The organism is Halorientalis sp. (assembly GCF_028275115.1).
Lineage (GTDB): Archaea > Halobacteriota > Halobacteria > Halobacteriales > Haloarculaceae > Halorientalis.
Genome location: NZ_JAQCNH010000097.1, coordinates 14,821 through 38,642, shown reverse-complemented (window position 1 = coordinate 38,642; position 23,822 = coordinate 14,821). Strand labels below are relative to the sequence as shown.

Annotated in this window: 22 protein-coding genes; 16 read left to right on the top strand and 6 right to left on the bottom strand. The window is 65.8% G+C overall.

Annotated features, from left to right (window positions below):
- Nucleotides 1–47: 47 nt before the first annotated feature.
- Complete coding sequence (locus tag Q0964_RS13600) at nucleotides 48–1,700, bottom strand: methyl-accepting chemotaxis protein (protein WP_299268589.1); 1,653 nt, start codon at nucleotides 1,698–1,700, stop codon at nucleotides 48–50.
- 211 nt (nucleotides 1,701–1,911) lie between these two features.
- Here Q0964_RS13600 and Q0964_RS13595 point away from each other — a divergent pair, with 211 nt between their 5' ends.
- From Q0964_RS13595 to Q0964_RS13575, 5 genes are all read left to right on the top strand, one after another.
- Entirely contained in the window at nucleotides 1,912–3,900 is a 1,989-nt protein-coding gene (locus tag Q0964_RS13595; protein ID WP_299268587.1) for an NAD-binding protein, read from the top strand.
- Between the two features lie 183 nt (nucleotides 3,901–4,083).
- Nucleotides 4,084–4,242, top strand: a complete 159-nt coding sequence (locus Q0964_RS13590) for a DUF7331 family protein (protein ID WP_299268585.1) — start codon at nucleotides 4,084–4,086, stop codon at nucleotides 4,240–4,242.
- 336 nt (nucleotides 4,243–4,578) lie between these two features.
- Nucleotides 4,579–5,586, top strand: coding sequence for a TIGR04024 family LLM class F420-dependent oxidoreductase (locus tag Q0964_RS13585; protein WP_299268583.1), 1,008 nt, complete (start codon nucleotides 4,579–4,581; stop codon nucleotides 5,584–5,586).
- A gap of 122 nt (nucleotides 5,587–5,708) precedes the next feature.
- Nucleotides 5,709–7,394, top strand: coding sequence for an aldehyde ferredoxin oxidoreductase C-terminal domain-containing protein (locus Q0964_RS13580; protein ID WP_299268580.1), 1,686 nt, complete (start codon nucleotides 5,709–5,711; stop codon nucleotides 7,392–7,394).
- A gap of 93 nt (nucleotides 7,395–7,487) precedes the next feature.
- Nucleotides 7,488–8,534 carry a DUF4352 domain-containing protein gene (locus Q0964_RS13575; RefSeq protein WP_299268578.1) on the top strand — a complete coding sequence of 349 codons (1,047 nt, stop codon included), beginning with the start codon at nucleotides 7,488–7,490 and terminating at the stop codon, nucleotides 8,532–8,534.
- On the opposite strand, the gene Q0964_RS13570 is transcribed toward Q0964_RS13575, so the two are convergent.
- Nucleotides 8,535–8,993 (bottom strand): PaaI family thioesterase, encoded by a 459-nt coding sequence (locus tag Q0964_RS13570; RefSeq protein WP_299268576.1) that lies wholly within the window; start codon nucleotides 8,991–8,993, stop codon nucleotides 8,535–8,537.
- A gap of 237 nt (nucleotides 8,994–9,230) precedes the next feature.
- Here Q0964_RS13570 and Q0964_RS13565 point away from each other — a divergent pair, with 237 nt between their 5' ends.
- On the top strand, nucleotides 9,231–9,890 hold the full coding sequence (locus Q0964_RS13565; RefSeq protein ID WP_299268574.1) for a helix-turn-helix domain-containing protein: 660 nt from the start codon (nucleotides 9,231–9,233) through the stop codon (nucleotides 9,888–9,890).
- 16 nt (nucleotides 9,891–9,906) lie between these two features.
- Here Q0964_RS13565 and Q0964_RS13560 read toward each other — a convergent pair whose 3' ends face one another.
- Nucleotides 9,907–10,068, bottom strand: a complete 162-nt coding sequence (locus tag Q0964_RS13560; RefSeq protein ID WP_299268572.1) for a hypothetical protein — start codon at nucleotides 10,066–10,068, stop codon at nucleotides 9,907–9,909.
- 333 nt (nucleotides 10,069–10,401) lie between these two features.
- On the bottom strand, nucleotides 10,402–11,682 hold the full coding sequence (locus tag Q0964_RS13555) for an eIF2B alpha/beta/delta subunit family protein (protein ID WP_299268570.1): 1,281 nt from the start codon (nucleotides 11,680–11,682) through the stop codon (nucleotides 10,402–10,404).
- A gap of 77 nt (nucleotides 11,683–11,759) precedes the next feature.
- On the opposite strand from Q0964_RS13555, the gene Q0964_RS13550 reads away from it, so the two are divergent.
- The 4 genes from Q0964_RS13550 (at nucleotide 11,760) to Q0964_RS13535 (ending at nucleotide 16,373) form a co-directional block, all read left to right on the top strand.
- Nucleotides 11,760–12,257, top strand: a complete 498-nt coding sequence (locus tag Q0964_RS13550; RefSeq protein ID WP_299268568.1) for a metallophosphoesterase family protein — start codon at nucleotides 11,760–11,762, stop codon at nucleotides 12,255–12,257.
- 349 nt (nucleotides 12,258–12,606) lie between these two features.
- Nucleotides 12,607–13,275, top strand: coding sequence for a hypothetical protein (locus tag Q0964_RS13545; RefSeq protein ID WP_299268565.1), 669 nt, complete (start codon nucleotides 12,607–12,609; stop codon nucleotides 13,273–13,275).
- Between the two features lie 147 nt (nucleotides 13,276–13,422).
- The gene (locus tag Q0964_RS13540) at nucleotides 13,423–14,733 is read left to right on the top strand and encodes a DUF445 domain-containing protein (protein ID WP_299268563.1); all 1,311 of its coding nucleotides are present in this window, start codon (nucleotides 13,423–13,425) and stop codon (nucleotides 14,731–14,733) included.
- The gene (locus tag Q0964_RS13535) at nucleotides 14,730–16,373 is read left to right on the top strand and encodes an Abi-alpha family protein (RefSeq protein WP_299268561.1); all 1,644 of its coding nucleotides are present in this window, start codon (nucleotides 14,730–14,732) and stop codon (nucleotides 16,371–16,373) included. The genes Q0964_RS13540 and Q0964_RS13535 overlap by 4 nt, the downstream gene beginning before the upstream one ends.
- Nucleotides 16,374–16,579: 206 nt before the next feature.
- Here Q0964_RS13535 and Q0964_RS13530 read toward each other — a convergent pair whose 3' ends face one another.
- Nucleotides 16,580–16,957 (bottom strand): hypothetical protein, encoded by a 378-nt coding sequence (locus Q0964_RS13530; protein WP_299268559.1) that lies wholly within the window; start codon nucleotides 16,955–16,957, stop codon nucleotides 16,580–16,582.
- Nucleotides 16,958–17,218: 261 nt separating this feature from the next.
- Here Q0964_RS13530 and Q0964_RS13525 point away from each other — a divergent pair, with 261 nt between their 5' ends.
- Together Q0964_RS13525 and Q0964_RS13520 are read left to right on the top strand one after the other, a co-directional pair.
- Nucleotides 17,219–17,971 (top strand): coenzyme F420-0:L-glutamate ligase, encoded by a 753-nt coding sequence (locus tag Q0964_RS13525; protein WP_299268557.1) that lies wholly within the window; start codon nucleotides 17,219–17,221, stop codon nucleotides 17,969–17,971.
- Entirely contained in the window at nucleotides 17,968–18,936 is a 969-nt protein-coding gene (locus Q0964_RS13520) for a 5,10-methylenetetrahydromethanopterin reductase (RefSeq protein WP_299268668.1), read from the top strand. The genes Q0964_RS13525 and Q0964_RS13520 overlap by 4 nt, the downstream gene beginning before the upstream one ends.
- On the opposite strand, the gene Q0964_RS13515 is transcribed toward Q0964_RS13520, so the two are convergent.
- Nucleotides 18,905–19,120 (bottom strand): DUF8024 family protein, encoded by a 216-nt coding sequence (locus tag Q0964_RS13515; protein ID WP_299268555.1) that lies wholly within the window; start codon nucleotides 19,118–19,120, stop codon nucleotides 18,905–18,907. The two genes, Q0964_RS13520 and Q0964_RS13515, sit on opposite strands and share 32 nt — an antisense overlap.
- A gap of 77 nt (nucleotides 19,121–19,197) precedes the next feature.
- Here Q0964_RS13515 and Q0964_RS13510 point away from each other — a divergent pair, with 77 nt between their 5' ends.
- The 4 genes from Q0964_RS13510 (at nucleotide 19,198) to Q0964_RS13495 (ending at nucleotide 23,821) form a co-directional block, all read left to right on the top strand.
- A complete protein-coding gene (locus Q0964_RS13510) occupies nucleotides 19,198–19,467 on the top strand; it encodes a DUF7573 domain-containing protein (RefSeq protein WP_299268552.1) in 270 nt (89 codons plus the stop codon).
- Between the two features lie 168 nt (nucleotides 19,468–19,635).
- Complete coding sequence (locus tag Q0964_RS13505; protein ID WP_299268549.1) at nucleotides 19,636–20,598, top strand: AAA family ATPase; 963 nt, start codon at nucleotides 19,636–19,638, stop codon at nucleotides 20,596–20,598.
- Complete coding sequence (locus Q0964_RS13500) at nucleotides 20,595–21,641, top strand: DUF58 domain-containing protein (RefSeq protein ID WP_299268547.1); 1,047 nt, start codon at nucleotides 20,595–20,597, stop codon at nucleotides 21,639–21,641. Before Q0964_RS13505 ends, Q0964_RS13500 begins: the two co-directional genes overlap by 4 nt.
- On the top strand, nucleotides 21,638–23,821 hold the full coding sequence (locus Q0964_RS13495) for a transglutaminaseTgpA domain-containing protein (protein ID WP_299268544.1): 2,184 nt from the start codon (nucleotides 21,638–21,640) through the stop codon (nucleotides 23,819–23,821). Before Q0964_RS13500 ends, Q0964_RS13495 begins: the two co-directional genes overlap by 4 nt.
- Nucleotide 23,822 lies beyond the last annotated feature (1 nt).

Here is a 23,822-nt window from a genome sequence, read left to right as displayed (position 1 = left end):
TAATATCAAAGTTACCGGCAGATTATCAGAACTCAAAACTGCGCGGTTCACCGACCGTCGTGGACCTTCGCGTCGTCCCACGACAGGTCGTCGCCATCGTCGTCGTCGCCCTCACCGTTCGCATCAGCGCCAGCGCCGTCGTGGACCTTCGCGTCGTCCCACGACAGGTCGTCGTCGCCGCGGTCGCTCTGCTCGTCGGTACCGTCGTGGACCTGCGCGTCGTCCCACGACAGGTCGTCGTCGCCGTCACTCTCGTCTTCGTAGCCTGCCAGCAGGTCCCGGAGCGTGTTGGCCTGGTCTGCCAGTCGGTCCATCTGGACGGCCACCTCCGAGAGCATCGTGGTCTGGGTCCCGGTCGCCTTGGAAACGTCGCCGACTTCCGCGGCGGTTTCCTCGCTCAACTCCGCCACGTCCTCGACCATCGCGACGACCTCCTCGGTGCTCGCGGCCTGTTCGTCGGTGGCGGCGTTGATCGACTGGACGCCGTCGTTGGCCTCCTCGACGCGGTCGGCGATTTCGTCGAGGGCCGAGAGCGCGTCTTCGACCGTCTCCGTCCCCGTCGAGACACGGTTGCCCATCTCTCGAACTCCGTCGACGGCTTCACCTGTCTCGTCCTGTACGTCCTCGATCATCGTGCTGATCTCCTCGGTGGCCTGGCCCGCCTCCTCGGCCAGTTGTTTGACCTCGTCGGCGACGACGGCGAACCCCTCGCCTGCCTCGCCGGCGCGTGCAGCCTCGATGGAGGCGTTCAGCGCGAGGATACTCGTCTGATCGGCGATGTCGTCGATTACCTCGACGACGCCACCGATCTCCTCGATCTGGGATTCGAGCGAGGTGACCTGCTCGATGGTGGTGTCGGCGTGTGACTCGATGTCGTCCATCTCGTCGAGGGCCTCGTTCGCGGCGGTCCGGCCTTTCTGGCCGTGTTCGGCTGCCTCCTGGGAGATCGACGCTACCTCGTCGGCCGAGGACGCAATCTCCTCGACCGTGGCCGAGAGGTCGGTCATCTCGTCCGCGACGCGCTCGAGGAGTTCCTCCTGTTCCGCGGCGTTGTCCGTAATCTCGTCCATGGAGGAGTCGACGTCCTCGCTGGCGTCCCGGACCTCCCGCGTCGCCGCGCTCATCTCCTCGGTTTTGTCGTCGACCTCGTCGGCGAACTCGTCGAGTTCGCCAATCGTCTCCGAGAGGTCGTCGAGCATCTCGTTGAACGCGGCCGCGGCGTCGGCCATGGCCTCGTTCTCGCGGTCGGTGTCGAGACGCTGGTCGAGGTCCCCGTCCGCGGCCGCCTGCATCGCGTCCCGGAACTCCCGTGCCGTCGCTTCGATGGGTGCCTGTGCGGCCTGCGTGCCACCGTCGGAACGTGGGACCGGCGAGGAGTCGCTCTCCTCGTTCGTGGCGTCACCGCCCGAGTCGGACGACTCCGCGTCGGCGGCATCGCCGAACACGAACTGCTTGGCGTCGTCCGCGCTATCGGTACCCAACTCGTCTCCAACACCGCTGTCGGTCTCGTCTACACTCGGCGCGTCCGCCGGTCCGTTCCCTGACGCTACGTCTGTCTCGTCGGCCCGTTCATTCACGCCGGCCGCCGGGTCCCCATCCGTCGGTTCCGCACGCCCCGCCGTCTCGCCGGCCCCCGCTTCGTCGTCCGTATCGTCGGAATCGGACCGGAAGAGCGCCGAGACACGGCTCACAAAGCTCATTATCGTGTTTTGATACGGGGCGTTATAAATAAATCCGGGTAAAATTATCGTCACCGATACTGTCGTGCCTGTCGGGACGTGGCGGGGCTCGCCGGGTGACACGAGACACCGCACAGGTCGTTTAGTTGTCCGCTCGTCGGGCGGCGGTTCCGACAGCGGCGAGTGGGTGCGTTTAAGAACCGTGCGCTCATCGGCCTGGGTGCATGGAGGTTTGGGCGTGGCTACAGGCGAAGTAATTCCACTGGTGGCCGCTATCATCGGGCTCGGCGTCGGTGCGCAGCTACTCGCAGCCCGGTTTCAGGTCCCCAGTATCATTTTTCTCATCTCCGCAGGGCTGGTGCTCGGGCCGCTGTCGGGGCTCCTGTTTGGGGGCCGGGTTCTCTCTGCGGCGACGTTCGGCGACGCGCTGCCGGCCATCGTCGGCCTCTCGGTCGCCATCATCGTCTTCGAGGGTGCTTTCAATCTCCGTATCGAGCGCATCAGAGAGGCTCCGGCGGCGACGGTTCGACTCGTGACGGTCGGGGCTGCCACCGCGTTGCTGGGAACGGCCGCGACGATCAGGTTCGCTCTGAATCAGCCGTGGGACCTCTCGTTTCTGATCGGCGCGCTACTGGTCGCGACCGGGCCGACGGTCATCACTCCGATTCTGCAGGTCGTCCCCGTGCGGGACAGGGTGGCCACCGCACTCGAAACAGAGGGAATTATCAACGACGTGTCGGCGGCGATTATCGCTGTCGTCATCTTCGAGGTCGTCATCCTCCGGGACGAGTCCGGCCAGGCCTTCCTCCGGGAGTTCGTCTCCCGGCTCGGAATCGGCATCGTCGTCGGTCTGACGGTCGCGGTAATCGTCTACTACCTGCTTCGATACGTCGATCTCTCACCGGGGAACGCACCGCGGAACGCGCGACTGCTAACCTTCGCTGGCGCGCTCGTCGCTTTCGCGGCCGCCGACACTATCGCCAGCGAGGCCGGCGTCGCCGCGGTCGCCACCGCCGGGCTGATGCTCGGAAATCTCGACGTACCGTACGAGGACGAAATTGAGGCGTTCAAAGGCGACGTGACGCTTCTCGTACTCTCGTTCGTTTTCATCGCGCTGGCCGCACTGCTAGAGATTGCGGACCTGGTCCAGCTCGGACTGCCGGGGATCGCGGTCGTCGCGGTGGTCATTTTCGTGATCCGTCCGCTGCTGGTGTTCGTCTCGGCCCGGGGCGACCGCTTCACGCGACCGGAGAAACTGTTCATCAGTTTCGTCGGCCCACGCGGCATCATTCCGGCGTCGGTCGCGACGCTGTTTGCCGTCGAGTTGCAGAGCCACGCGAGCGAACTCCGGACCGAGGCGGCCGAAATCGCCGGCACCGACGCGGCGACCGCCTGTGCCAACGCGGCGGGGGGCTCGGAAGTCGCGACTCTCTGTACCGAGGCAGCGACCTTCGACAATCAGGCGCAACTGCTCGTCGGGACGGTCTTTCTAGTCATCTTCGCGACGGTCGCCCTCGAGGGCGGCTTCGCACGCTACATCGCGGAATACCTGGATGTGATACCAATGCGAGTCATCATCGTCGGCGGCGGTCAGGTCGGCCGTGCACTGGCCGAACGTCTCGAGGATCGCGGCGAAAACGTCGTGATCGTCGAGGAAGAGGAACAGGTGATCGAACGCGCCCGCAACGAGGGGTACTCCGTGATCCGGGGCGACGGCACCGATACCGACACACTCCGGGAAGCCGGCGGCGCGAACGCCAAGACCATCGTCGCCGCCACCGGGGACGACGACGCGAACCTGCTGATCGCCCAGCTGTCGAGTTCGAAGTTCGACACCGACCGGGTGATCGCGCGCGCGAACAACCCCGATAACGTCGAGGCCTTCGAGGAGTTGGGCGTCCGGACCATCTCCTCTGCCATGGCAACCGCGTGGGCGATGGACAATCAGATCGAACGCCCCGCGCTAGCTCACTGGATGACCGACATCGGCCGCGAAGGCGACGTGCAGGAGGTCGAGGTCACCTCCGGAGAGCTCGTAGACCGGACGGTCAAAGAGGTCGGTCCCGAACTGCCCGACACCTGTCTCATCGCGCTGATCGACCGGGGCGGCGAGGTCCAGGTCCCCGACCCGGACTTCGTCATCGAGTCCGGCGACCGGGTGACCCTGCTGGGTAAACGCGAGGCCGTCCGGGAGGCGATGCAGATGTGCAACCACGACTGACGGCTGGGTCGCTGTCCGGCGGTTGTACCGATTCACCGGGAGCACTGACGACGTTTCACGGCGTTTTACGACGTTTCGGACGGTTCAGCGGTGAGTTCAGCACCGAACGCGTGTTAAATGAGCTGTAATCAACAGTACGGTATCGGGTTTATACGTAGCTGGGACGCCGAGTACGAGTCGAGGATGACACACCCTGAAACGGACTCCGCAGACGACTGCGACGAACCGCAGACCAGATACAGACAGTTCACCGCGGGTGACGCCCTCGTCGTCTACGACCGTGAGGACACCGCCCGGTGGCTCCAGTCCGAACGCCTCGTCTCGCTGGCCGAGATGCGGTGAGCGGACGACCGCTTCTGGATGGCCGGTGAACCCGAATAGCCGAGCCGTTCTGCGATTTCGTTCCGTCCGATCTGCCAGTGGCGTCCGAAAGAGTCAGTCCAGTCGCTCGGTTCCGGGCTACGACTGCTCGGGCGCGTCTGTCTCCTGACGTTGGTCGAAGCGTTGCTGCTCGTCGGGGCGACCAGCGAGTTGCATCCGGGTCGCACTCCCGGGGTGAGCGAACGCTGGCGCATCCAGGCTCTCCTGCGTGGCTGTTCGCTGGTCGCGAGCGGGCCAGCCGCGACTGGGACCTCGCCATGTACTGAAAATTAAGTGCCGACCGGGAGAGTAGCCGGTATGAGCGCACCGACCTGCGACCTCGTGTTGATGAGCCGCGACCACGACAGCGTCGATTCACTGGCCGAACAGGCCCAGCGCGCCGAGGCGTACGGGTTCAGCCACGTCACGATGGGCGAGACGACCGGCTACAACATCGTTCCCGTCCTCACCGTCATCGCCGAACGCACCGACGACATCGGCATCACCGACGACGTTATTTCCCCGTACTCGCGTGCGCCCACACTGTTGGGCCAGACCGCGCTCACGATGCACGACGTGAGCGACGGCCGCTTCCGGATGAGTCTGGGCACGAGTTCGCCCGCCATCGCCGAACGCTGGCACGGTCAGGCGTTCGACCGCCCGCTTCGCCGCCTCCGGGAGACCATCGACGTGATCCGGCAGGTCTGTGCCGGCGACGACGTGGACTACGACGGCGAGTGCTACGACCTCGGCGGGATGAGCTACGAGGGGACGGTGCCGAGTGATCCACCCGAAATCGACGTGGCGGCGCTCGGTCCCAAGGCCGTCGAACTCGCTGGCCGCTTCGCCGATGGCTGGGTCCCTCAGCTGTTCACCGTCGAGGGGCTGGACGAGCGCATGGACGACCTCCGGCACGGGGCCGACCTGGGCAACCGCGACCCCGAGAGCCTGCGGGTGAGTCCCATCGTCCGCTGCTGTGCGACCGAGGACGGCGAAACCGCCCGCACGATGGCCCGGCAGATGGTCGCGTTCCTGATCGGCGCGTACGGCCCTTTCTACGGCGACTCCATCGCCGAACAGGGGTATCCGGACGTAGTCGAGGACATCCGCACCGCGTGGGAGAACCGGGACACGGCGGCGATGGCCGCAGCTCTGCCGGACGAGTTGCTCGACGGTGTGGCCGCGGTCGGGACACCCGATCAGGTCCGCGAGAAAGTCGACGCCTTCGCCGCGGTCGACGGCGTCGACGCCGTCCGGGTCGGCTTCGTCTCCGGCATGAGCCAGGAGCACAAGGAGACGACGATGGACGCGGTGACCGACGACTGAAAATCTGGACCGACCAGTGTAAGCCCGAACAGGAGACTCGGTTTCCGCTCGGAAAGCCCGGTAAGAACCATCCGTGTCCAGTGGCTATTGATTTATTAGGCTGCCAGCCATTGCCACATCCAATGATACACGGGAAAGGTCCACTACTGACCGTAGACGTAGGCGAACAGGAGACCGAAACGGAAGCTATCGACGACGTGCTGGAGTCGTTCATCGGTGGGCGCGGTGTGGGGACGAAACTGGCACACGAGCGGATTCCGTTCGATGCGGACCCGTTCGGGCCGGAGAACAGCCTCTTTTTCGCGACGGGGCCACTCCAGTCGTCGACGATGAGCTTCACCGGGCGGATGGACTGCACCGGGCTCTCGCCGCTGACCGACGGGTTGCTGTCCTCGAACGCGGGTGGGTTCATGTCCCGACCGTTCGCGGACACGGGCTACGGCGCCGTCGAGATCACCGGCGCGAGCGACGAACTGGTTGGCGTCCACGTCACCGACGAGGGTGTCACCTTCGAACCGGTCGCGGACCTGGAGGGCGCAACGATTCCCGAGACCATCGACTACCTCGATTCGGAGCACGACCTCGCGAACGAACACGCGGCCATCGCCGGTCCGGCCGGCGAGAATTTGGTCCGCTTTGCCTCTATCATCACCTCCGAATCGCGGGCGTTCGGTCGCGGCGGACTCGGCGCGGTGCTCGGCTCGAAGAACGTGAAGTTCCTCACCTTCGACGGCGACTCCCGGCCGGAGATTGAACTCGACGACGAGGTGACACAGGCGATCCACCAGGAGGCAGCGACCTCCGACAGCCCCATGAAAGACGCCGGCACGGTGTCGGTTTCCTCCTTCGCCAACGCCGTCGAGGCCGTCCCGACGAAGTACTTCGAGGAACTGTCCTACGACAAACTCGAAGACATCGGGTCCTCGGCGGTCATCGACCACAAGTACAAGAAGGGAACCTGCTCGTCCTGTGCCTTCGCCTGCAAGCTCCCGACCAAAGACGAGTCGGACGGGTTCACAACGGAAGGGCCGGAGTGGGAGACGGTGATGGCGTTCGGGTCGAACGCGCTGGTCGACGACTTCCGGACCATCATGGAGGCCAACGAACTGTGTGACCACTATGGGTTGGACACTATCTCCTGTGGGGACACCGTCGCGGCGTACCTCGCCGCCAACGACGAGTTCGGCAACGAAGAGCTGATGCTGGAGCTCGTGGAGAAAATTGCCCGCCGCGAGGGCGAGGGCGATATGCTCGCGGAGGGAATCGACCGTATCCACGACGAACTCGGAGTGGACAACTGGACGATGAAGGGCATGGAGTTCGCCGCCCACGACGGTCGCACGCTCAATGGCCAGGGGCTCTCCTACGCCACCGCCAACCGCGGGGCCGACCACATGTACTCGGTCGCCTACGACTACGAGTATCCGCTCGTCGCACCCAACGAGGCCATGGATAAAGAGGGTGTCGAGGGGAAGTCCGAGAAGATCATCGAACTGGAGAACCTCAAGGCCGTGCGGGACAGCGGCGTTCTCTGCCAGTTCTCCTCCTCATACACGGAGGACGAACGCTACGAGAAGGTGTTCCAGGCCGACTACGAGCAGTTGATGGACGTGGGAAGTCGAATCGTCGAGATGGAGCGACACTTCCACAACGAGCGCGGCAGGGACCGCAGCGACGACGAGGCGCTGCCTTACGACTTGGATGGGCTCTCGGAGGAACTGTCGAGTTACTACGACCAGCGCGGCTGGAACGACGACGGAACCGTCCCGGACGAGGTCGTCGGTGGAGCGTCTGCAGCGGGGGATTAAAAGTCGCGACCGCGGAGCATGGGACCGGCGGGCGACGAGCGCTCGTCCGGCGGACAGGAAGCTTATGCCGTGTGTCGGCGTAGCATCGCCGGCATGACCGACACCGGCGTTTCCCGACGCACGTTTCTCCGTATCGGTGCTGCCACGGGTAGTCTCACACTCGCTGGCTGTTCCGGCAGTGACTCGACGACACCCACGGGACAGCCGACGGTCCCGGGCGGAGCCATCGACTCGGGTGTGCCGACCCGCGATGGCCGGACGACCGAGGACGGTGACGCGGCGGAACTCGACAGCGAACGCCCGTCGGCCGTCGTCGGCCAGCGGATCCTCGACGAGTCCGTCGGGTTCCTCGTTGAGCGGGCCGGCCGCCAGCGACAACTCGCCCGCAGCGGTGAGGCGCCGAGCGGGCAGGAGTTCCTGGTCGTTCTCCTGTCGATGAAAAACCGGGGCGACACCGAGATACAGATGACGGACCTGACCGACTTTCGAGTGGCCAGCGACGGGACGACACGCGAACGGATTAGGCTGGTCTCACAGACGGGGAGTCAGTTCACCGACGGACTGCTCGTGCCGGGTGAGACCGTCCGCGGGCTCGTCGCCTTCGAGGTGGCGGCTGGCAGCCAGGGCTGGTCGTTCGTCTTCGACGTCGACGCCGTCGAGACCGACCTCGAGCAGGTGACGGTCGACCTCGCCGCGCAACCTCGACAGCCGGCGTCGCGGTTCCGGCAATCGTTTCGCGTCCCGGTCAACGAGGTGGGCGCGAGCGTCACCGAGGCGGGGCTGACGGTGACGGTGTCGGAGGTGCGAACCGCCGACAGTATCGGCGGGACCACAGCCGGCGAGGGTCGGGTGTTCCACCTCCCGACGGTCCGGGTCGACAACGGCAAAGACCGGACGGCGTTTCTCGGTCTCACTGGGCAGTTGCTGTTGACTGGCGAGCGGGGGACGCCACGGCCGCTCAGTCTGAGCGTCCAGCAACAGATCGACGACGCGTTCCCGCTGAATCCGAACGTTCCCTCGGGTGAGCACGTCGAGGGCGAAGTTCCGTACGTCGTCGCCGCGGGCGAAGGCCCGCTGTACCTCGCCTTCGACTTCACGTCGAGTGGGGCCACGGAGAAAGGAATCTGGCGGCTCCGCTGATTAGTCGCCGGGTCCGTCCGGCGCTTCCTCGGATGCGTCGTCGCCGCTCCGGACCCAGGGCGTTCCCTCGCTGTCGCCGCCGGTCTTGTAGACGCCACGTGCCGAGGCGACGTGGTGGTCGTCGGCGTCCCAGACATCGATGTCGGTGACGGCGACGCTCCCACCCATCCGCAGGACCTCCGCTTCGGCGAAGAGGTCGTCCGTCGCCGGTGCGAGATAATCCATTCGCATGTCGACGGTCGGCGCCACGTCGTGAACAAGCGAGATGACGGCCGCGCCGCCAGCGGTGTCTGCCAGCGAGTACGTGACGCCACCGTGGGCTACGTCGCCACCGGGGACTGAGGCGAGTTCCTCGCGCATCTCGACGTGTCCTTCGGCGTAGCCGTCCTCGGCCTCGGTCAGTTCGATACCGACCAGGTTGGTAAACGGCATGTACGAGAAAATTTCTGTTACGTCCATACGCCAGTATACAACCACCGCAAAATAAGGGTTCAGAAGATAAATTGTTGTGACGTAGACGGGGTCGGTCCCGCACAGTTACGTCCCATTAACGGGGGGGCAGCGCCGAGAGATGATTACGAAACACCTGCTACACGACGTTCGATCGCTCGCCGACCAGTCCATCAGACCGGCGGTCACGTTCACGCCGCCGAACGGAGCGGAAAGGAGGAGGAAGAGGGGGATTCTGGAGCGATGATGCGGTATTTTACCTTCACACTCGTCCCGCTCGCAGACCGGTACTTCCATCCGTCACTGGTCGCTGCGCGGCAACACCCGGACATCACACTCGAGCAGATGAAGTACGTCAATCTGTTCGAGGACGACACCGGCGTCGTCCTGCTCGGAGGCCGGGGCGACCCGGAGGCCGCCGCGGAAGTGCTGAGTTCCGTCGATGACGTCGTCGACTGGGAGTTGATCCCCGGCAACGACGAGGACGGCTACTACGCCTACATCCACTTCGTCGGCCGCGAACCGGCGGTCGGACTGTTGAAACTGCTCGACAAGTTCCGCCTCGTCCTGGAGTTGCCCCTGCGGTTCACCAGCGAAGGGTATCTCCGCGTGACGGTCATCGGGAGTGACGACAACATTCAGCAGGCACTCCGGAGCGTCCCCGACACCATCGACGCACAGGCCACACAGATGGGCGAGTACAACCCCGACGACGGGCGCGCCATCGCTGGCCTGACCAACCGTCAGCGAGAAGTGCTAGAGGCAGCCGTCGAGATGGGCTACTACGAGGTCCCACGGCAGGCAACGTACGAGGACATCGCCGAGGTGTGTGACTGTACCGTCGGGACCGTCGGGGAACATCTCAACCGTATCGAGTCACAGATCATCCACTCTGCGATGGACTGAGTCGTGACCGACCGAATCAGTCGACGAGACCGGCCCAGTCGCAGTCGGTGCAGGCGAGCAGCCCCTGGCCGTCGACGACGCTTGCATCGCAGGTCGGACAGGACGTGACGTGTGTCGACACTGTTTCACGGTCGCTCCCGAGTCGCTCGGTGTTCGGCGTCAGTTCGTGCTGTAGCATAGTTCACTCCCGGTCGGCGGTTCGTGCTCGCGGGTGCCCCGGTCATCGTCAGTGATACGCACCCGGTCGGACTTCACTCCCCTCACACGAACCGCCCAGCCGTACACCTATTTACGTCCACTCCACATATAGAGATATTCCCTTTTACCTGTGAAACCGCCGGACGCGAGAGGGGTGCCGGTATCACCTTATACACATACCAATGGCAGCGCGGTCAACGAGTTCACTCGACGGGTTAGAACGGGCGGCTCGGAGAAACGGGTTCGTCACACGGGGCTCGGAGGGGGTAACCCTTCGTCACTGCCGCCCGGATGACGCTACCCGACCGGCCGGCTAAGCCTTTGCGTTCCAGCCGGCCAGTTCGCGATGGTCGTCGGCGACGGCCGCCGCCTCGTCGGGGTCGAGCGGACCGTCCTCGGTGACGAGACCAGCAACGAGGTCAGGCGGCGTCACGTCGAACAGCGGGGCCGCCACCGAGAGGGCTGCGCCACCGTCGTACACCGTCTCCGGGTCGGCCGTTTCGAGGTCGGCGTCGGGCTCGGGGCTCACTTTGTCCTGGGCCGCGACGACGTAGACAGGAACGTCTTCGCGTGTAGCCGCGAGCGCGAGCGCACGCGTCCCGACCTTGTTGACCACACTCCCGTCCGCGAGGACGGTGTCGGCGCCGACCAGGACGGCGTCGTAACTCCCGTCGGCCAGCAGCCACGGGAGCGCCGCGTCCGGGGCCAGTGTCACGTCGTCGGCCGCCGCGGCCCGCCGCTCGGCGACGCCGACCCCCTCTCCCCCCGGCCGGGACTCCGCGACCAGCAACTGCTCGGGGTCGGCCAAAGAGAGGGCGCGCTCGACGGTTCCCGACCGCGAGAGCGTCACCAACCTGTCTCCCGCCACCCGTTCGGCGGCGCGGTCCGCGGCGGCCCCGTCCGCGGCCAGTGCCGTGTCGATTCCTTCGTGGGTAGCTTCTTCGACCGCGGTCGGCGTTCGGGCGGCGGCGTGCATGACGCGATTGACGCGGTTGCGGACGACGGTCATCGCTGGACGGACAGCCACCAGGTCCTTGGCACGGTCGGCAAGGGTAGCCCAGTCGCCGGCGTCACGCTCGGCCGCGAGAGCGGCGGCGTCGCGAAGGACTTCGAGCGCGCGCACGGAAAGATATGCCGCGCCGTGGTCGCGGTCCTGGGCGACGGTGTCGACGGTCGGACGCACCCGGTCGTACGCGGTCCACAGTTTCGGGGCCGTCCGGCGACGCAGGATGGCCGTCGGCGGGACCCACTCGTACTCCGTCGTCTCGTCGTCGGGCGTCACCTTCCGCGACGGGCAGTCGAACAGGTACGGGTGGGCTAGCCAGCGCCGGTCCATGTCCGCGTCCGCGACCGGAACAGGGTCGCCGCGACGGACGAGCGCGGCCGTGTCGGCTACGCCGGTCTCCTCGTCGATTTTACGCCGAGCGGCCTCGGCCGGTGTCGAGTCGGGGCCGGTCGCCGGTTCGGACCCGCGAGCGACGTGGCCGGTAATGCCACCCCAGTGGCCGGTTTCGGAGCCGACTGCCTCGCTCCGGCACAGCAGGACCTCGCCGCGGGTACGGAGGAAACAGATGACGATTGGCGTCTCGTCCATACTCGGGGTGGCGTCGGAACGTCCAAAAACCCGCGGTCGACTGGACGGTTTTTGTTCGTTGCCCCACGAGTCGACCTATGGATGTCGCCATCGTCAGCGACACGCACGTTCCCTCCCGCATCGACCGCATCCCCGACTGGGTGCGCGACCGGTTGCGGGACGCGGACCACGTGGTCCACGCAGGGGATTTCGACTCCGCAGCAGCACTCGCAACCGTTGAGGACGTCGCCAGCGGGCTAACCGCTGTCTCGGGGAACACGGACGTGGGACTCGGACTGCCCGCGGTCGAGGCCGTGACGCTCGGTGGTGTCGAGTTCGTCGTCACCCACGGGACGGGCAGTCCGGTCGGGTACGAGGACCGGGTCGCCGAGACGGTAACGCAGCGCGCCGGTCCCGGCCCGACAGTCGGCGTCGCGGGCCACACTCACAGAGTCCTCGACACGGTAACGGGGGGTGTCAGACTGCTCAACCCTGGGAGCGCGACTGGCGCACCACCAGCGACACAGGTGACGATGCTGATTGCTGCCGTCGACGACGGAGCTCTCACGGTCACGGTTCACCGGCGGGACCGATGACAGAAACGATGCCTTCGAAGGAACTACGTCCGGGAACAGCGTATGCATACCTCTGTCAGGGTATTTAATTCGACCCACATTTATGCCATCAACTAAATACCGGAAAGAAACGAACTGGCTCGTGTATAGTGAATGTTGGACGCGGTCGGTGGAGTCGAGTGGTGTCCACCTCGCACGGGGCGACCGTCGGCGTCAACGACGTGGAACGGCCGACGTCGGGTGAGCTGGTGACCGGTCGTCGCCTTAGGTCTCTGTGGGGGTAAGAGGGTGGACGTCCGCTGTGGCGACGTTGTCGGTGAGACCAGTCCGACATTCCAGTGGCACCCAGCGGCAGACTGGAGGCAGAACAATGAGCGAAGAAGACAACTCACCAATCGGTACGATATTCGAGGTGCAGCGTCGGACAATCGAGACGGGCCAGGACGTCATCGAGCAGACGCTCAAGGTCCCGAAAGCGGCCAACGAGTCACTCCACGGCACCATCGGCGACCAGAAGAGGGCCCAGCAGGACACGGTCAAGTTCGTGCAGGACACCATCGACCAGCTGCTCGATACCGTCGAGTCGGCCACGCCCGAGCAGGGCGAACAGACAATCGAAGACATCCGCGAGGCCGTCGACGAGGGCTTCGAGGAGTTGCTGGAACAGCACGAGCAGGCACTCGACAACATCGACGAGAGCTACGAGGACACGCTCGACCTCTACGAGGAACAGCTCGACCAGACCCTCGAGATAATCGACAAGCAGTTCGAGGTCCTGATCGACGCCAACGAGACAGTCGAAGAGCAGACCGTCGACGCCCTCGACGACCTCATCGACCAGTTCGAGGAGCTACAGGACGAAGTTAGCGAGCAGGCCGAGGAGCTCGGTGGCCGCTTCGAGGAGCAGGCCGAGGAGTTCGAGGAAGCCTTGGGCGACCAGATCGACCGCTACCGTGAGCAGGTCGAGGACCTCCAGGAGCAGTTCGAGGAGCTGCCCGACGAGGTCGGCACCGAGGACGACGACACCGCCGAGGCCTGACCGGCGGCCCTGCGGCACCGCGCCGCATCGTTTCCGAACTCAAGGGGGAGTGCGGATGCAGGGGTTTCAGATACGTCCACAGAGATGACGGGGGCACGAGACGGGTGTAGGGGAGTAACGCGGCTCGGGAGAGGTGAGTGAGTCGCGATGATATCGTCTATCGACGGGCTGGCGGCGGCGCTCCCGGCGCTGCGGTGGAATCTGATACTGATCCCGCCGATCACTGGTATCATCGGCTACGTCACCAACTGGGTCGGGATTCGGTTGCTCTTTCACCCACTGGAGTTCCGCGGGTTCAGGATGCCCGGTCTGAAGCAACTGGCCCCGATGCTCCCGATGAGGGTGCAGCAGATTCCGGGCGTGATGGAGGGGAAGCTCGGCTGGCAGGGGATTATCCCGTCACGGTCGGCAAAGATGGGCAGCGTCGCCTACGACGCCTCGATCGCGAAGCTTGCGACTCAACAGGAGTTCTACGAACGGCTCGACCCCGACCGGATCTCACAGCATATGGTCGCCCAGTCACGGGAGAACGTCCACGCGTACGTCGACGACCTGCTGGGACGGGAACAGCCGGTCGTCTGGAACTCCGTTCCGAGCGGGGCCCGGCAGTTCGTCCACACGCAGATCGAGGAGCAACTGCCGACGGTGGCCGACCGGATTATGAAGACGACAGCGGAGAACATCGACGAGGTGTTGAGCCTCAAGCTGATGACCATCGACTATCTCGACAACCACCCCGAACTGCTCAACCGAATGTTCCTGGAAGTCGGCGACGAGGAACTGACGTTTCTCGTCAACTCCGGCTTCTACTTCGGAACGCTGCTGGGCGTGTTCTCCATCCCGATGTTTCTGTTTTTCAACCAGGCGTGGTGGGTCCTGCCGGTGTCGGGTGTCCTCGTGGGCTACTTCACGAACTACATCGCGATCAAGGCGATATTCAATCCACAGGAGCCAGTCGAAATCGGCCCATTCACACTGCAGGGACTGTTCATCCAGCGCCAGGACGAGGTGGCCGAGCGGTACGGTGAGATCGTCGCCGAAGAGATCATTACCGTCGAGAACGTCGCCCAGAACCTCCTCTACGGGAACCGCTCCGACCGGACACGCCGGATGATTGAGGAGGCGATCCGGCCCGCGCTGGACGAGGCGCTCGGACTGGCCGCACCGGTCGTGCGCGTCGCGACGGGTGACAGGCGGTACGAGAAGATCCGCGACGCCCTGGCGACCGAGGGCGTCGAGTACGCACTGGAGCCGCTGCAGGACGCCGACTTCAACCGCGAGCGTTCGATTCCGGTCAAGAAGTTGATTGCGAACCGGATGCAGGAACTCCCCCCGCAGGATTTTACGATGACGCTACGCTCTGCGTTCAAAGAAGACGAGTGGTTGCTCATCGGTATCGGGGCAGCCCTCGGGTTCGTTGCGGGGTGGATTCAGCTACTGGTGGTGACTACAGTATGAGCGAATTCGACGATAGTGAACGGACACCGGGTGATTCCGAACCGGGAGGGGGAGACAGCGCCGACTGGGTGTCGGAGATCGCTCGCGAAACCGAGGGGACTGGCGACGCGACCGGCGGACTCGACCCGTCGTCGGTCGTGCGGCTGTTCGACATCCTCGACGTAGCGACCGGCGAACGCGACCTCGGCCAGGAGCAGGTCGACGAGTTACTCGACGTACTGGAGGCGTCTATCGTCACACCGACGCCAGTGGACACAGACGAGACGGAACGACTGCTCTCGGTGCTGGAATCGACGATTACCGACCCTGTCGACCCCGACGCCACCGAAGGAGTCCTCTCGGTGCTGAACACGGCTATCGTCAACCCGGCCGGCTCCTCGACGACCCAGACCGACGGGGTCCTCTCCGTAATCGAGTCCGCGGTAACGGACCCGACCGCCGCGGAGGAGGGCGTCGAGGAGGCGTTCACCATCATCGACGCCGCCCTCGCGGCGCTAACCGACCCGTCGGGTGACTCGGAGGAGGTGTTCTCGACGCTCGATTCGACCGTCACGGGGCTGCTGGACCCCGCTGTCGACACCGACGAGTTAGTGTCGTCACTCGACAACGCGGTCGCTGACATGGCGGACCCGGCGACGGATTCGGAGGATACGCTCTCGTCGGTCGACAGCGTGATGTCACACCTGCTGAACCCGGGCGAAACCGAGGAAGACAAATTCTCGCCGCCGGACCTCGACGAGGTCGACCACCCGTCGCTCTCGGCGACGCCGGATGACATCGACGACTCGTTCCGGGTGGCCCGGATCGGGGCGGCTGCCCTCCAGCGGTCGACGGGCTACTCCGTCCGGTCGGGCGTGCGGACCGGCCCGCGGTTAGTCCGGGCCGCGGCGACCTCGGAGTCGATGGTCGACATGGTCGAGGAAGTGCGGTCGATCACGCTCGACGAACTGGACCGACTCGGCGTCGATACGCCCGTCGAGAACGACGAACGCGAGGTGGACCGTGAGGCGTCGACGCTTCCGGCCGACAGAGACCGATTGCGACGACGCGGTGCACGCGTGATGGAGGCTTCGGCCGACGTCGATTACGTCGAGGATCTCCACCCGGCCTACGCGTCGATCCTCGACCAGGTGGCCCCCGACGAGGTACGCATCCTCCGGTTGCTCGCCACCGAGGGGCGCCAGCCGTCGCTCGACGTGCGCGACGTGGGCTGGGTACCGATCAGCTCCGAACTCGTCGCGGCCGGGCTGTCGATGATCGGCAACGAGGCGGGCTGTCAGCACCTCGACCGGGTTCACGCCTACATGAACAATCTCAAGCGACTGGGGCTGGTCTGGTTCTCGGACGAACCGGTCGAGGACCTGAACGAGTACCAGATTCTGCAGGCTCAGCCAGACGTAGAGGAAGCCATCGAGGCGGCCAAACGTGCCAAACTGGTCCGTCGGAGCATCCACCTGACGCCTTTCGGCGTCGACTTCTGTCGGGAGGTACTGCCGATCGAGGTCGTCGTCGAGACGGCCGCCGGCGTCTACGAGACACCGGAGACGCCTGCGTCACGGGATGCGCCCGACAGGCCGGAGATGCCCGAGGACGTGGCGAGCCGGTCACCCGAGAACTCGGGCCCGCCAGAGCGTGACTGAACGACCGTCGGCGGCCGGTGCCTCGGGGTCGGTTCTCGGCAGTTACGCGGCGCTACGGAACGTTCGGTCGGAGAGTGAGAAACGGGAACGCGCGTCGGACGGCGCGTTCCGTCGGGGAGAGCGTCGGTCGTCGGTTCGGGAGTCGGTTCCGTGGGGGAACGGTCCCGTGGTGTTGGGGGAACTACGGGAGTGTCGAGAGAGGGGAGTCAGGTGTCCGGCGACGACCCGAGAACCCGATTCCCGGCGGCGCTGATCATGTAGCCGACGATTATCACGTCGACCGGCGCCATGAACAGCGCGTAGAACAACAGGAAGTTGTTCATAGGGGCGAACAACAGAAAGGGCAGGTAGACGAACCGCGCGAAGAACAACACCATTCCCACCATCGAGAGCGCGAGCGACCCCTCGACGGCGTAGGACAACAGGAGCAGGTTCATCGGCGTCATCCAGATGAGGGGGATGAGTAGCGCTCGCGTCTGTGTCGCCAGGAACCACACCTCGGCAGCGATGAGTATCACCGTCGGCACGAACACCGTCAGGTTCACCCTCGGCAGCCGTCGCCTTGTTCGGGTCGTGGTCGTCATATCGGTCACCCCACTAACTTCTTCTGCGCCGTGGTACTTCAAATGTTTGTATATATCTGATATATCCTCCCGCGTAGATAGCCGGCAGTTTAAGTGTGAATAATAAAAGCAGCCAAACACGACTTATTATACGTATCCTGTTATATCGTCCGGAAAGCTCCGGCAGTTTACATACGACGTTCGGGTGACCGGCGCGTCAGCGATGGTGGCCGGCCTTGCCAGTGGCGCGTCCCTTTTTATCGGCCGTCCCACAGTGGTGGTATGGAGGTGTTCGCGGTCCCAGGGCTGCCGGAGGTCCGGCCTGGCGACGACCTGGCCGAGTTGATCGAGCGCCGGGTCCGACTCCGGCCGGAAGACCTGGTAGTCGTCGCCAGCACGGTCGTCTCGAAGGCCGAGGGGCGAACGGCGGCGCTGTCGGACTTCGAACCGGGGGCGCGCGCTCGGGAGATTGCCGAGCGTCTGTCGGACCTGACCGGTGAAACCAAAGACCCCCGGTTCGCACAGGCAGTGCTGGACGAGAGCGAGGCATTGTTGTTGTCGGCTCCCTTCCTGCTCACGGAGACCCGGTTCGGTCACGTGACGGTCAACGCGGGCATCGACCGGTCGAACGTACCCGGCGCGGATCTCCTCTTGTTGCCCGAAGACCCGGGTGCGAGCGCGCAGGCGCTGGCCGAGAGGCTGGACCGCCCGGTGGTCGTCTCCGATACCTCCGGCCGACCGTTCCGCCACGGCCAGCGCGGCGTCGCGGTCGGTTGGGCCGGAATGCCAGCCAGCCGCGACTGGCGGGGCGAACGCGACCGCGACGGCCGCGAACTCGACGTTACGGTCCAATCAGTGGTCGACGAACTCGCGGCCGCGAGCAACCTCGTGGCCGGTGAGGGCGGCGGCGGCACGCCGGTGACCGTCGTTCGCGACTGGCAGTTCGGCGACCACGCCGGCAGCGACGAACTGTTTCGAGACCGCGCGGACGACCTCGTCCGCCAAGCACTGGAAGCGTGGGAATACGACTCATGAAGGCTATCGAACTCACCACCGAACATCCGATCGAAGAGGTTACCGAACTGGCAGTCAGCGCCGAGACGGCGGGTTTCGACACCGTTCTGGCGTCGTGTCACTACTTCAACCGCGATCCCTACGTCGTTCTGGACCGGATCGCAGACGCCACCGACGAGGTGGCACTGGGTCCGGCGGCGGCCAACCCGTACGACACACACCCCGTGGCGCTGGCCTCCCGCGTCGCAACGATTCAGGAGGTCAGTGACGGCCGGGCCGTCTTCGGCGTCGGTCCGGGCGACCGCTCGACGCTCTCGGCGCTGGGCGTCGAACGCGACAGCCCGCTCCGCAGAGTGTTAGAGACGTTCAAAACCGCACAAGACCTGTGGGCCGGCGAGTCAGTCGATGCCGATGGAACCTTCCAAGCGGCCGAGGCCAACCTCGAATACGAGGTCGAGGGCGAGATTCCCGTCTACGTCGGCGCACAGGGCCCTCACATGATCCGAATGAGCGCGAAACACGCCGACGGTGTCCTCTACAACGGCTCGCACCCTCGGGATATGGCGTGGGCGGCTGAACAGGTCAAAAAAGGGCTCGACGACCGGCCCGACGAGCGGGGGAGTTTCGACTTTGCGGCCTACGCGAGCGTCAGCGTCGCCGACGAGGAGGAGGCTGCTCGCGAGGCGGCCCGGCCACCGGTCGCGTTCATCGCCGGTGGTGCGGCCCCGCCCGTGCTGGACCGTCACGACCTGGACCGGGAGCGGGCCGAGAACGTCGGCGGGGCTATCGAGGCGGGGTCGTTCAACGAGGCGTTCGGGCTGGTCACCGAGGAGATGATCGACGCCTTCTGTATCGCCGGGACGCAGGAGCAGGTCGAAAGCGACGTCGAGGCCGTGATGGAGCACGCGGACAGTTTCGTCGCCGGTGCACCGCTGGGCCCGGATCTAGAACGAGCTATCGACCTTGCGGGGGCTGTCCTCCGCTGAAGTCCGGCATCACCGCGGAGACGAAGACGCCGGCCGCGAGATAGCCCGTCAGACCCACCGTCCCGGCGATCAGGAGTCCGCCGACGGCTATCAGGACGGCACTCAACGGGTCGGACATGGCGATTTCGGCGATGCTCTGTACGAGTTTCGGGAGACTGGTCACGATGTCGACGAGCCCTGCCATAGCTGAACGTTGTGTGGCTGGTACTTGTGTGTCGTGGTTTGGCGAAGTCATAAGACGGCCGGGAATCAAAAAGGTGTATGGACGACACCTCGCTCGACGAATTCGTGACCACGGACGACGACGGGGGCGAACACGGCGAGTCACCGGCACCGGCGAGCAGCGTGGAGCGAAGTCGGCCGGAGGACGGCGGGGGCGACGGCGACGAGCCGTCGGGTGGCGTGGCGCTGGCCACGTCGACGTACGCCTGGACCGGTGACGGGGCAGTGTGTGGAGCCTGTGGCGAAGCGGTTGCGCGCCGCTGGCGAGGCGGCGACGAACTCGTCTGTGCCGACTGTAAAGAGTGGTAACGAGTCAGTTGACTGATACAGCACTGTTAGGTGGGCCCGGGCCTAACGGCGCATGTGAACGGCACCGACGGTCGTGGTCTCGCCCGACACGGCGAGCGAGTCCACGGTCCGACGAGTCGATCGACGGTCCGCAGTGCAGGAGCAGGTATCCGCCCACCCCCGCAACCCATGACTGACGCAGACACATCGACGATAGAACAGGAGTCGGACGACGCCGTAGAAGCGGCCGGTGCTCTAGCTCGCCGCGTCGCCGAGAACGTCGGCGAGGTGATCGTCGGCCATCAGGCCGAAATCGAACACATCCTTACCGCGGTACTGGGCCGCGGCCACGTTCTGCTGGAGGACGTGCCCGGAGTCGGCAAGACGATGCTTGCCCGCTCCATCGCCGCTTCTTTCGACGGGTCGTTCAATCGCGTCCAGTTCACGCCGGATCTGCTGCCATCCGACATCACCGGCGTCAACGTCTACAACCAGAAGACGAGCGAATTCGACTTCCGGCCAGGCCCGGTGTTCGCGAACGTCGTGCTGGGCGACGAAATCAACCGCGCACCGCCGAAGACTCAGAGCGCCCTTCTGGAGGCCATGGAGGAACAGCAGGTCACGGTGGACGGGGATACTTACGAGATGCCCGATCCATTCACCGTGATTGCGACCCAGAACACGGTCGAGCGCGACCGGACCTACGAACTCCCGATGGCCGAACTCGACCGGTTCATGAAGAAGCTCCACCTCGGGTATCCCGATTCCGGCGACGAAGCAGAACTGCTCGGCCGCGTGGTGGGCAACCACCCCATTGAACAGCTCTCGCCGGTCGCCACGCTCGAAGACCTCCGGGCCGCGCGGACGGCAGTCGGCGAGATTACCGTCGAGGAACCGATCCGGGCGTACGTCACCCGGCTCTCGGAGTACACCCGCGAGCAGGCCCAGCTCGGGGTGAGCCCTCGCGGTTCGATCGCGCTCTTACGAGCCGCACAGGCACGGGCAGCGCTGGCAGGCCGTGACTACGTCGTCCCCGACGACGTGCAGGCGGAGGTGAGTGCGATTATGCCCCACCGAATCCGGACGACAACGGCAGACCGGACCGGCGAGGAAATCGTCACCGAGGCGCGCCGCACCGTCACCGTCGAATGAGACCGACCTGGCGCACTGTCGGCGTCGTCGGCGTCGCAGTCGGTTCGATTCTGATGGCGGCCGCGTCGGGCGCTCGTGCGCTGAACGCGCTCGCCGCGCCCGCACTGATCGCACTGGTGGTGAGCGGCGTCCAGGTGTATCTCGCCGGTCGGCCGACGGTCGACCGTGAGAGTCCCGTCCCCGGCCATCCCGGCGAGTCCCGCACCGTCGCACTGTCCGTCGACGGCGGGGCGCTCGCGCGGGTGACCGACGCCGTGCCACCGGGCGTGGCGGCCACGGGGTACGACCGGCGGGTGACGCTCCCGGCGACGGTCGAGTATGAGGTCGAACTCGGAGCGCGGGGGGTGTGGGACATCGGCCCGCCTCGTGTCGTCGTGACCGACGTCCTCGGCCTGTTCGTGCGGTCGTTCGAGCCCGACGGGACCACGACGGCGCTGGTTTACCCGCCGCTGGTCGACCTACGTGAAGACGGCGCAGTCGCGCGCCTGCTCGGGTACGACACGACGACCGACCGGCGGGCCTTCGACACGATTCGCGAGTACGCCCCGGGCGACCCGTTACGGGACGTCCACTGGAAGTCCAGTGCCAAGCGTGCCGACGACGACCTCGTGGTCAAGCAGTTCGTCAGCGAGCAGCGCGAGCCAACGCTGACGATTGCGGCGGAGGCTGGCACTGGCCACGCCGACACGATGGCGTCGGGCGCGGCCAGTCTCGCGGTGCTGGCGATGGACGCCGGGCTGTCGGTCGGCGTCGCCTGCCCAGCCGGTGAGGTGCCGGCCGGTCGCGGGCAGGCCCACCGGCGACACCTCCTCGAACTGCTCGCGCGCACCGGGTCGGGACAGCCGGTCCAGCCGGCTCGCGAGGGTGCGGACGCCCGGCTCACCGCCGACGAGGATGGCGTGACCGTGACCGTCGACGGACAGGACCATCGCCTCTCGATCGGTCCCACACCACCGGAGTCCCCGACGAGCGACGGCGAGCGACAGCAGGGGACTACCCGCGCAGCCGGCGAATCCCCTGCCGAGCGGGAGGTGTCACGATGAGTACCGACGCCGGCACGGCAGCCCCTGAGGCTACCCCCAACACGACGGGGCGGCCGTGGAGCGCAGTGTTCGAGCCGCGTGGGCTGGCCCTGCTGTCGACGGGCCTGCTGCTGTTCTCGTTCACCTTCCCACTGTACGAAATCATCGACGTGGTCGGTGACCCGGGCACGTTCCTGCTGGTCGTGGCGGTGACGTTAGCGGTGGCGACGGGGCTGTCGCGGGTCGTCGGAGCGTGGACGGCGCTGCCCGTCGGGTTGGCGCTGCTGTTGCTGGGGCTCTGGACGTACGCGTCGGCACTGCCGGCGGACGTGTTCGCCCAGCAGGACCGTATTTTTGGGGACGTGCTGTCGCTGTTCATGGGGCTGTCGGTGTTGCGCCTACAGATGATCGAGCTGTTCGCGCTGGCGTACACGCCGGGCCCCGTCTTCCTGGCGTGGTATCTGGCACTTCGGCGGCGGTACGTGGGAACGGCTCTCGTCGGTGGGGCGGCACTGACGTTCTTCGTCCTCACGGGCGACGTGGGGACGCTTGTCGCGTTACTCGGCGCGCTGGGCGCGGTCGGGACGGTCGGGTTCGGTCGACTCGAACGGTTCGGCGGGGCTGACCGCGCCGTCGAGACGATGGCCGTCGTCCTGGCCGTGATTGTGGTCGTGACGATGCTGGTCAGCGTGGTCCCTGGAGGGACTGGGACCCCGTTCGGGCTCTTCGGGGACGGCGGCACGGAGACCATCGAGGGGAGCCTGATCAGTTCGGACGAGCGTGTCGCGATACAGGGGTCGATCAGCCTCTCGTCGGAAGTCCGGTTCACCGTCGAGAGTTCGCGTGAAACGTACTGGCGGACGGGGGCCTACGACCGCTACACCGGCGACGGTTGGGTGCGGACCGGGTCGGCATTAGGGTACCGGGGCGAGATGGCCTCGCCACCGGGCGAGGCCCGCATCGTCGAACAGACGGTCACCGTCGAGTCCGAACTGGACGCCATGCCCGCAGCCTGGAAGCCGGTCAGGGTCGGCGAGGGCGTCGCCGACAGTACGTCGGTGACCTCACTCGGGGGCCTCCAGCCGGCACAGCCGTTTTCACCCGGCGACAGTTATACTGTTTCCAGCAGCCAGCCCGTGGCGTCACCGAGTCGGCTCCAGCGGGCCGGAAACGACTATCCCAGACAGATCGAGTCGCGGTACACGAACCTTCCCTCGAGCACGCCCGACCGGGTGGCGACGCGAGCCCGCCAGATACAGGACGGGGCCAACGCCGAGACGGTCTACGAGACGGCGAGGGCGGTCGAGTCCTATCTGGAGCGGGAGAAGGAGTACTCGCTCGACGTAGAGCGGCCCGAGGGCGACATCGCCGACGGCTTTCTGTTCGAGATGGACCGGGGGTACTGTACTTACTACGCCACGACGATGGTGACGATGCTGCGGACCCAGAACATCCCGGCACGGTTCGTCGTCGGCTACACGTCCGGCGAACGGGTCGGCGACGACGAGTACCGGGTGCGCGGACTGGACTCTCACGCCTGGGTCGAGGTCTACTTCCCCAGCGTCGGTTGGGTGAGATTCGACCCGACGCCGGCCGGACCCCGACAGGACGCCGAGCGAGAACGGGTCGGTGGCGACGAGAACGGCGGGAACGTGAACGACGACCCCGAGCCGACGACCGAACCGCCGTCGACTCCGTCGCCGGCGACGAACGAGCCGACTGCGAACACGCCTGATTCGACGCCCGAGACGGTCCAGACACTCGGCGAGGAGGATGCGGTGCGGACGACGAGAGACGACGGGGGCGGCCTGCCTCTGCCCGACCCACCGTCGCGGGAGGAGGCGGCACTCATCCTCGTGGTGGTCGGCGGCGTCGTCGCGGGCGCACGCAGACTCGGTCTGACCGAGCGGGTCTACCGGGTCATCTGGGTGCGCTGGCAGCCGCGGGACGGTCCCGCAGCCGACGTACAACGGGCGTTCGAGCGCGTCGAGTACGTCCTCGCGCGTGAGGAACGGCCACGAAGGGATGGAGAAACGCCACGGGAGTACCTGGCGGCGGTCGACGCCGACGAGAGTGTCGAGCAGGTCTATCGACTCCACGAGCGGGCCCGATACGCGGGCGACGTGACGGTGAGTGTCGCCGACGACACGGTGGCGGCGGCGAACGAGGTCGTCCGGGAACGGACGGGTCCGTTCGGCTGAC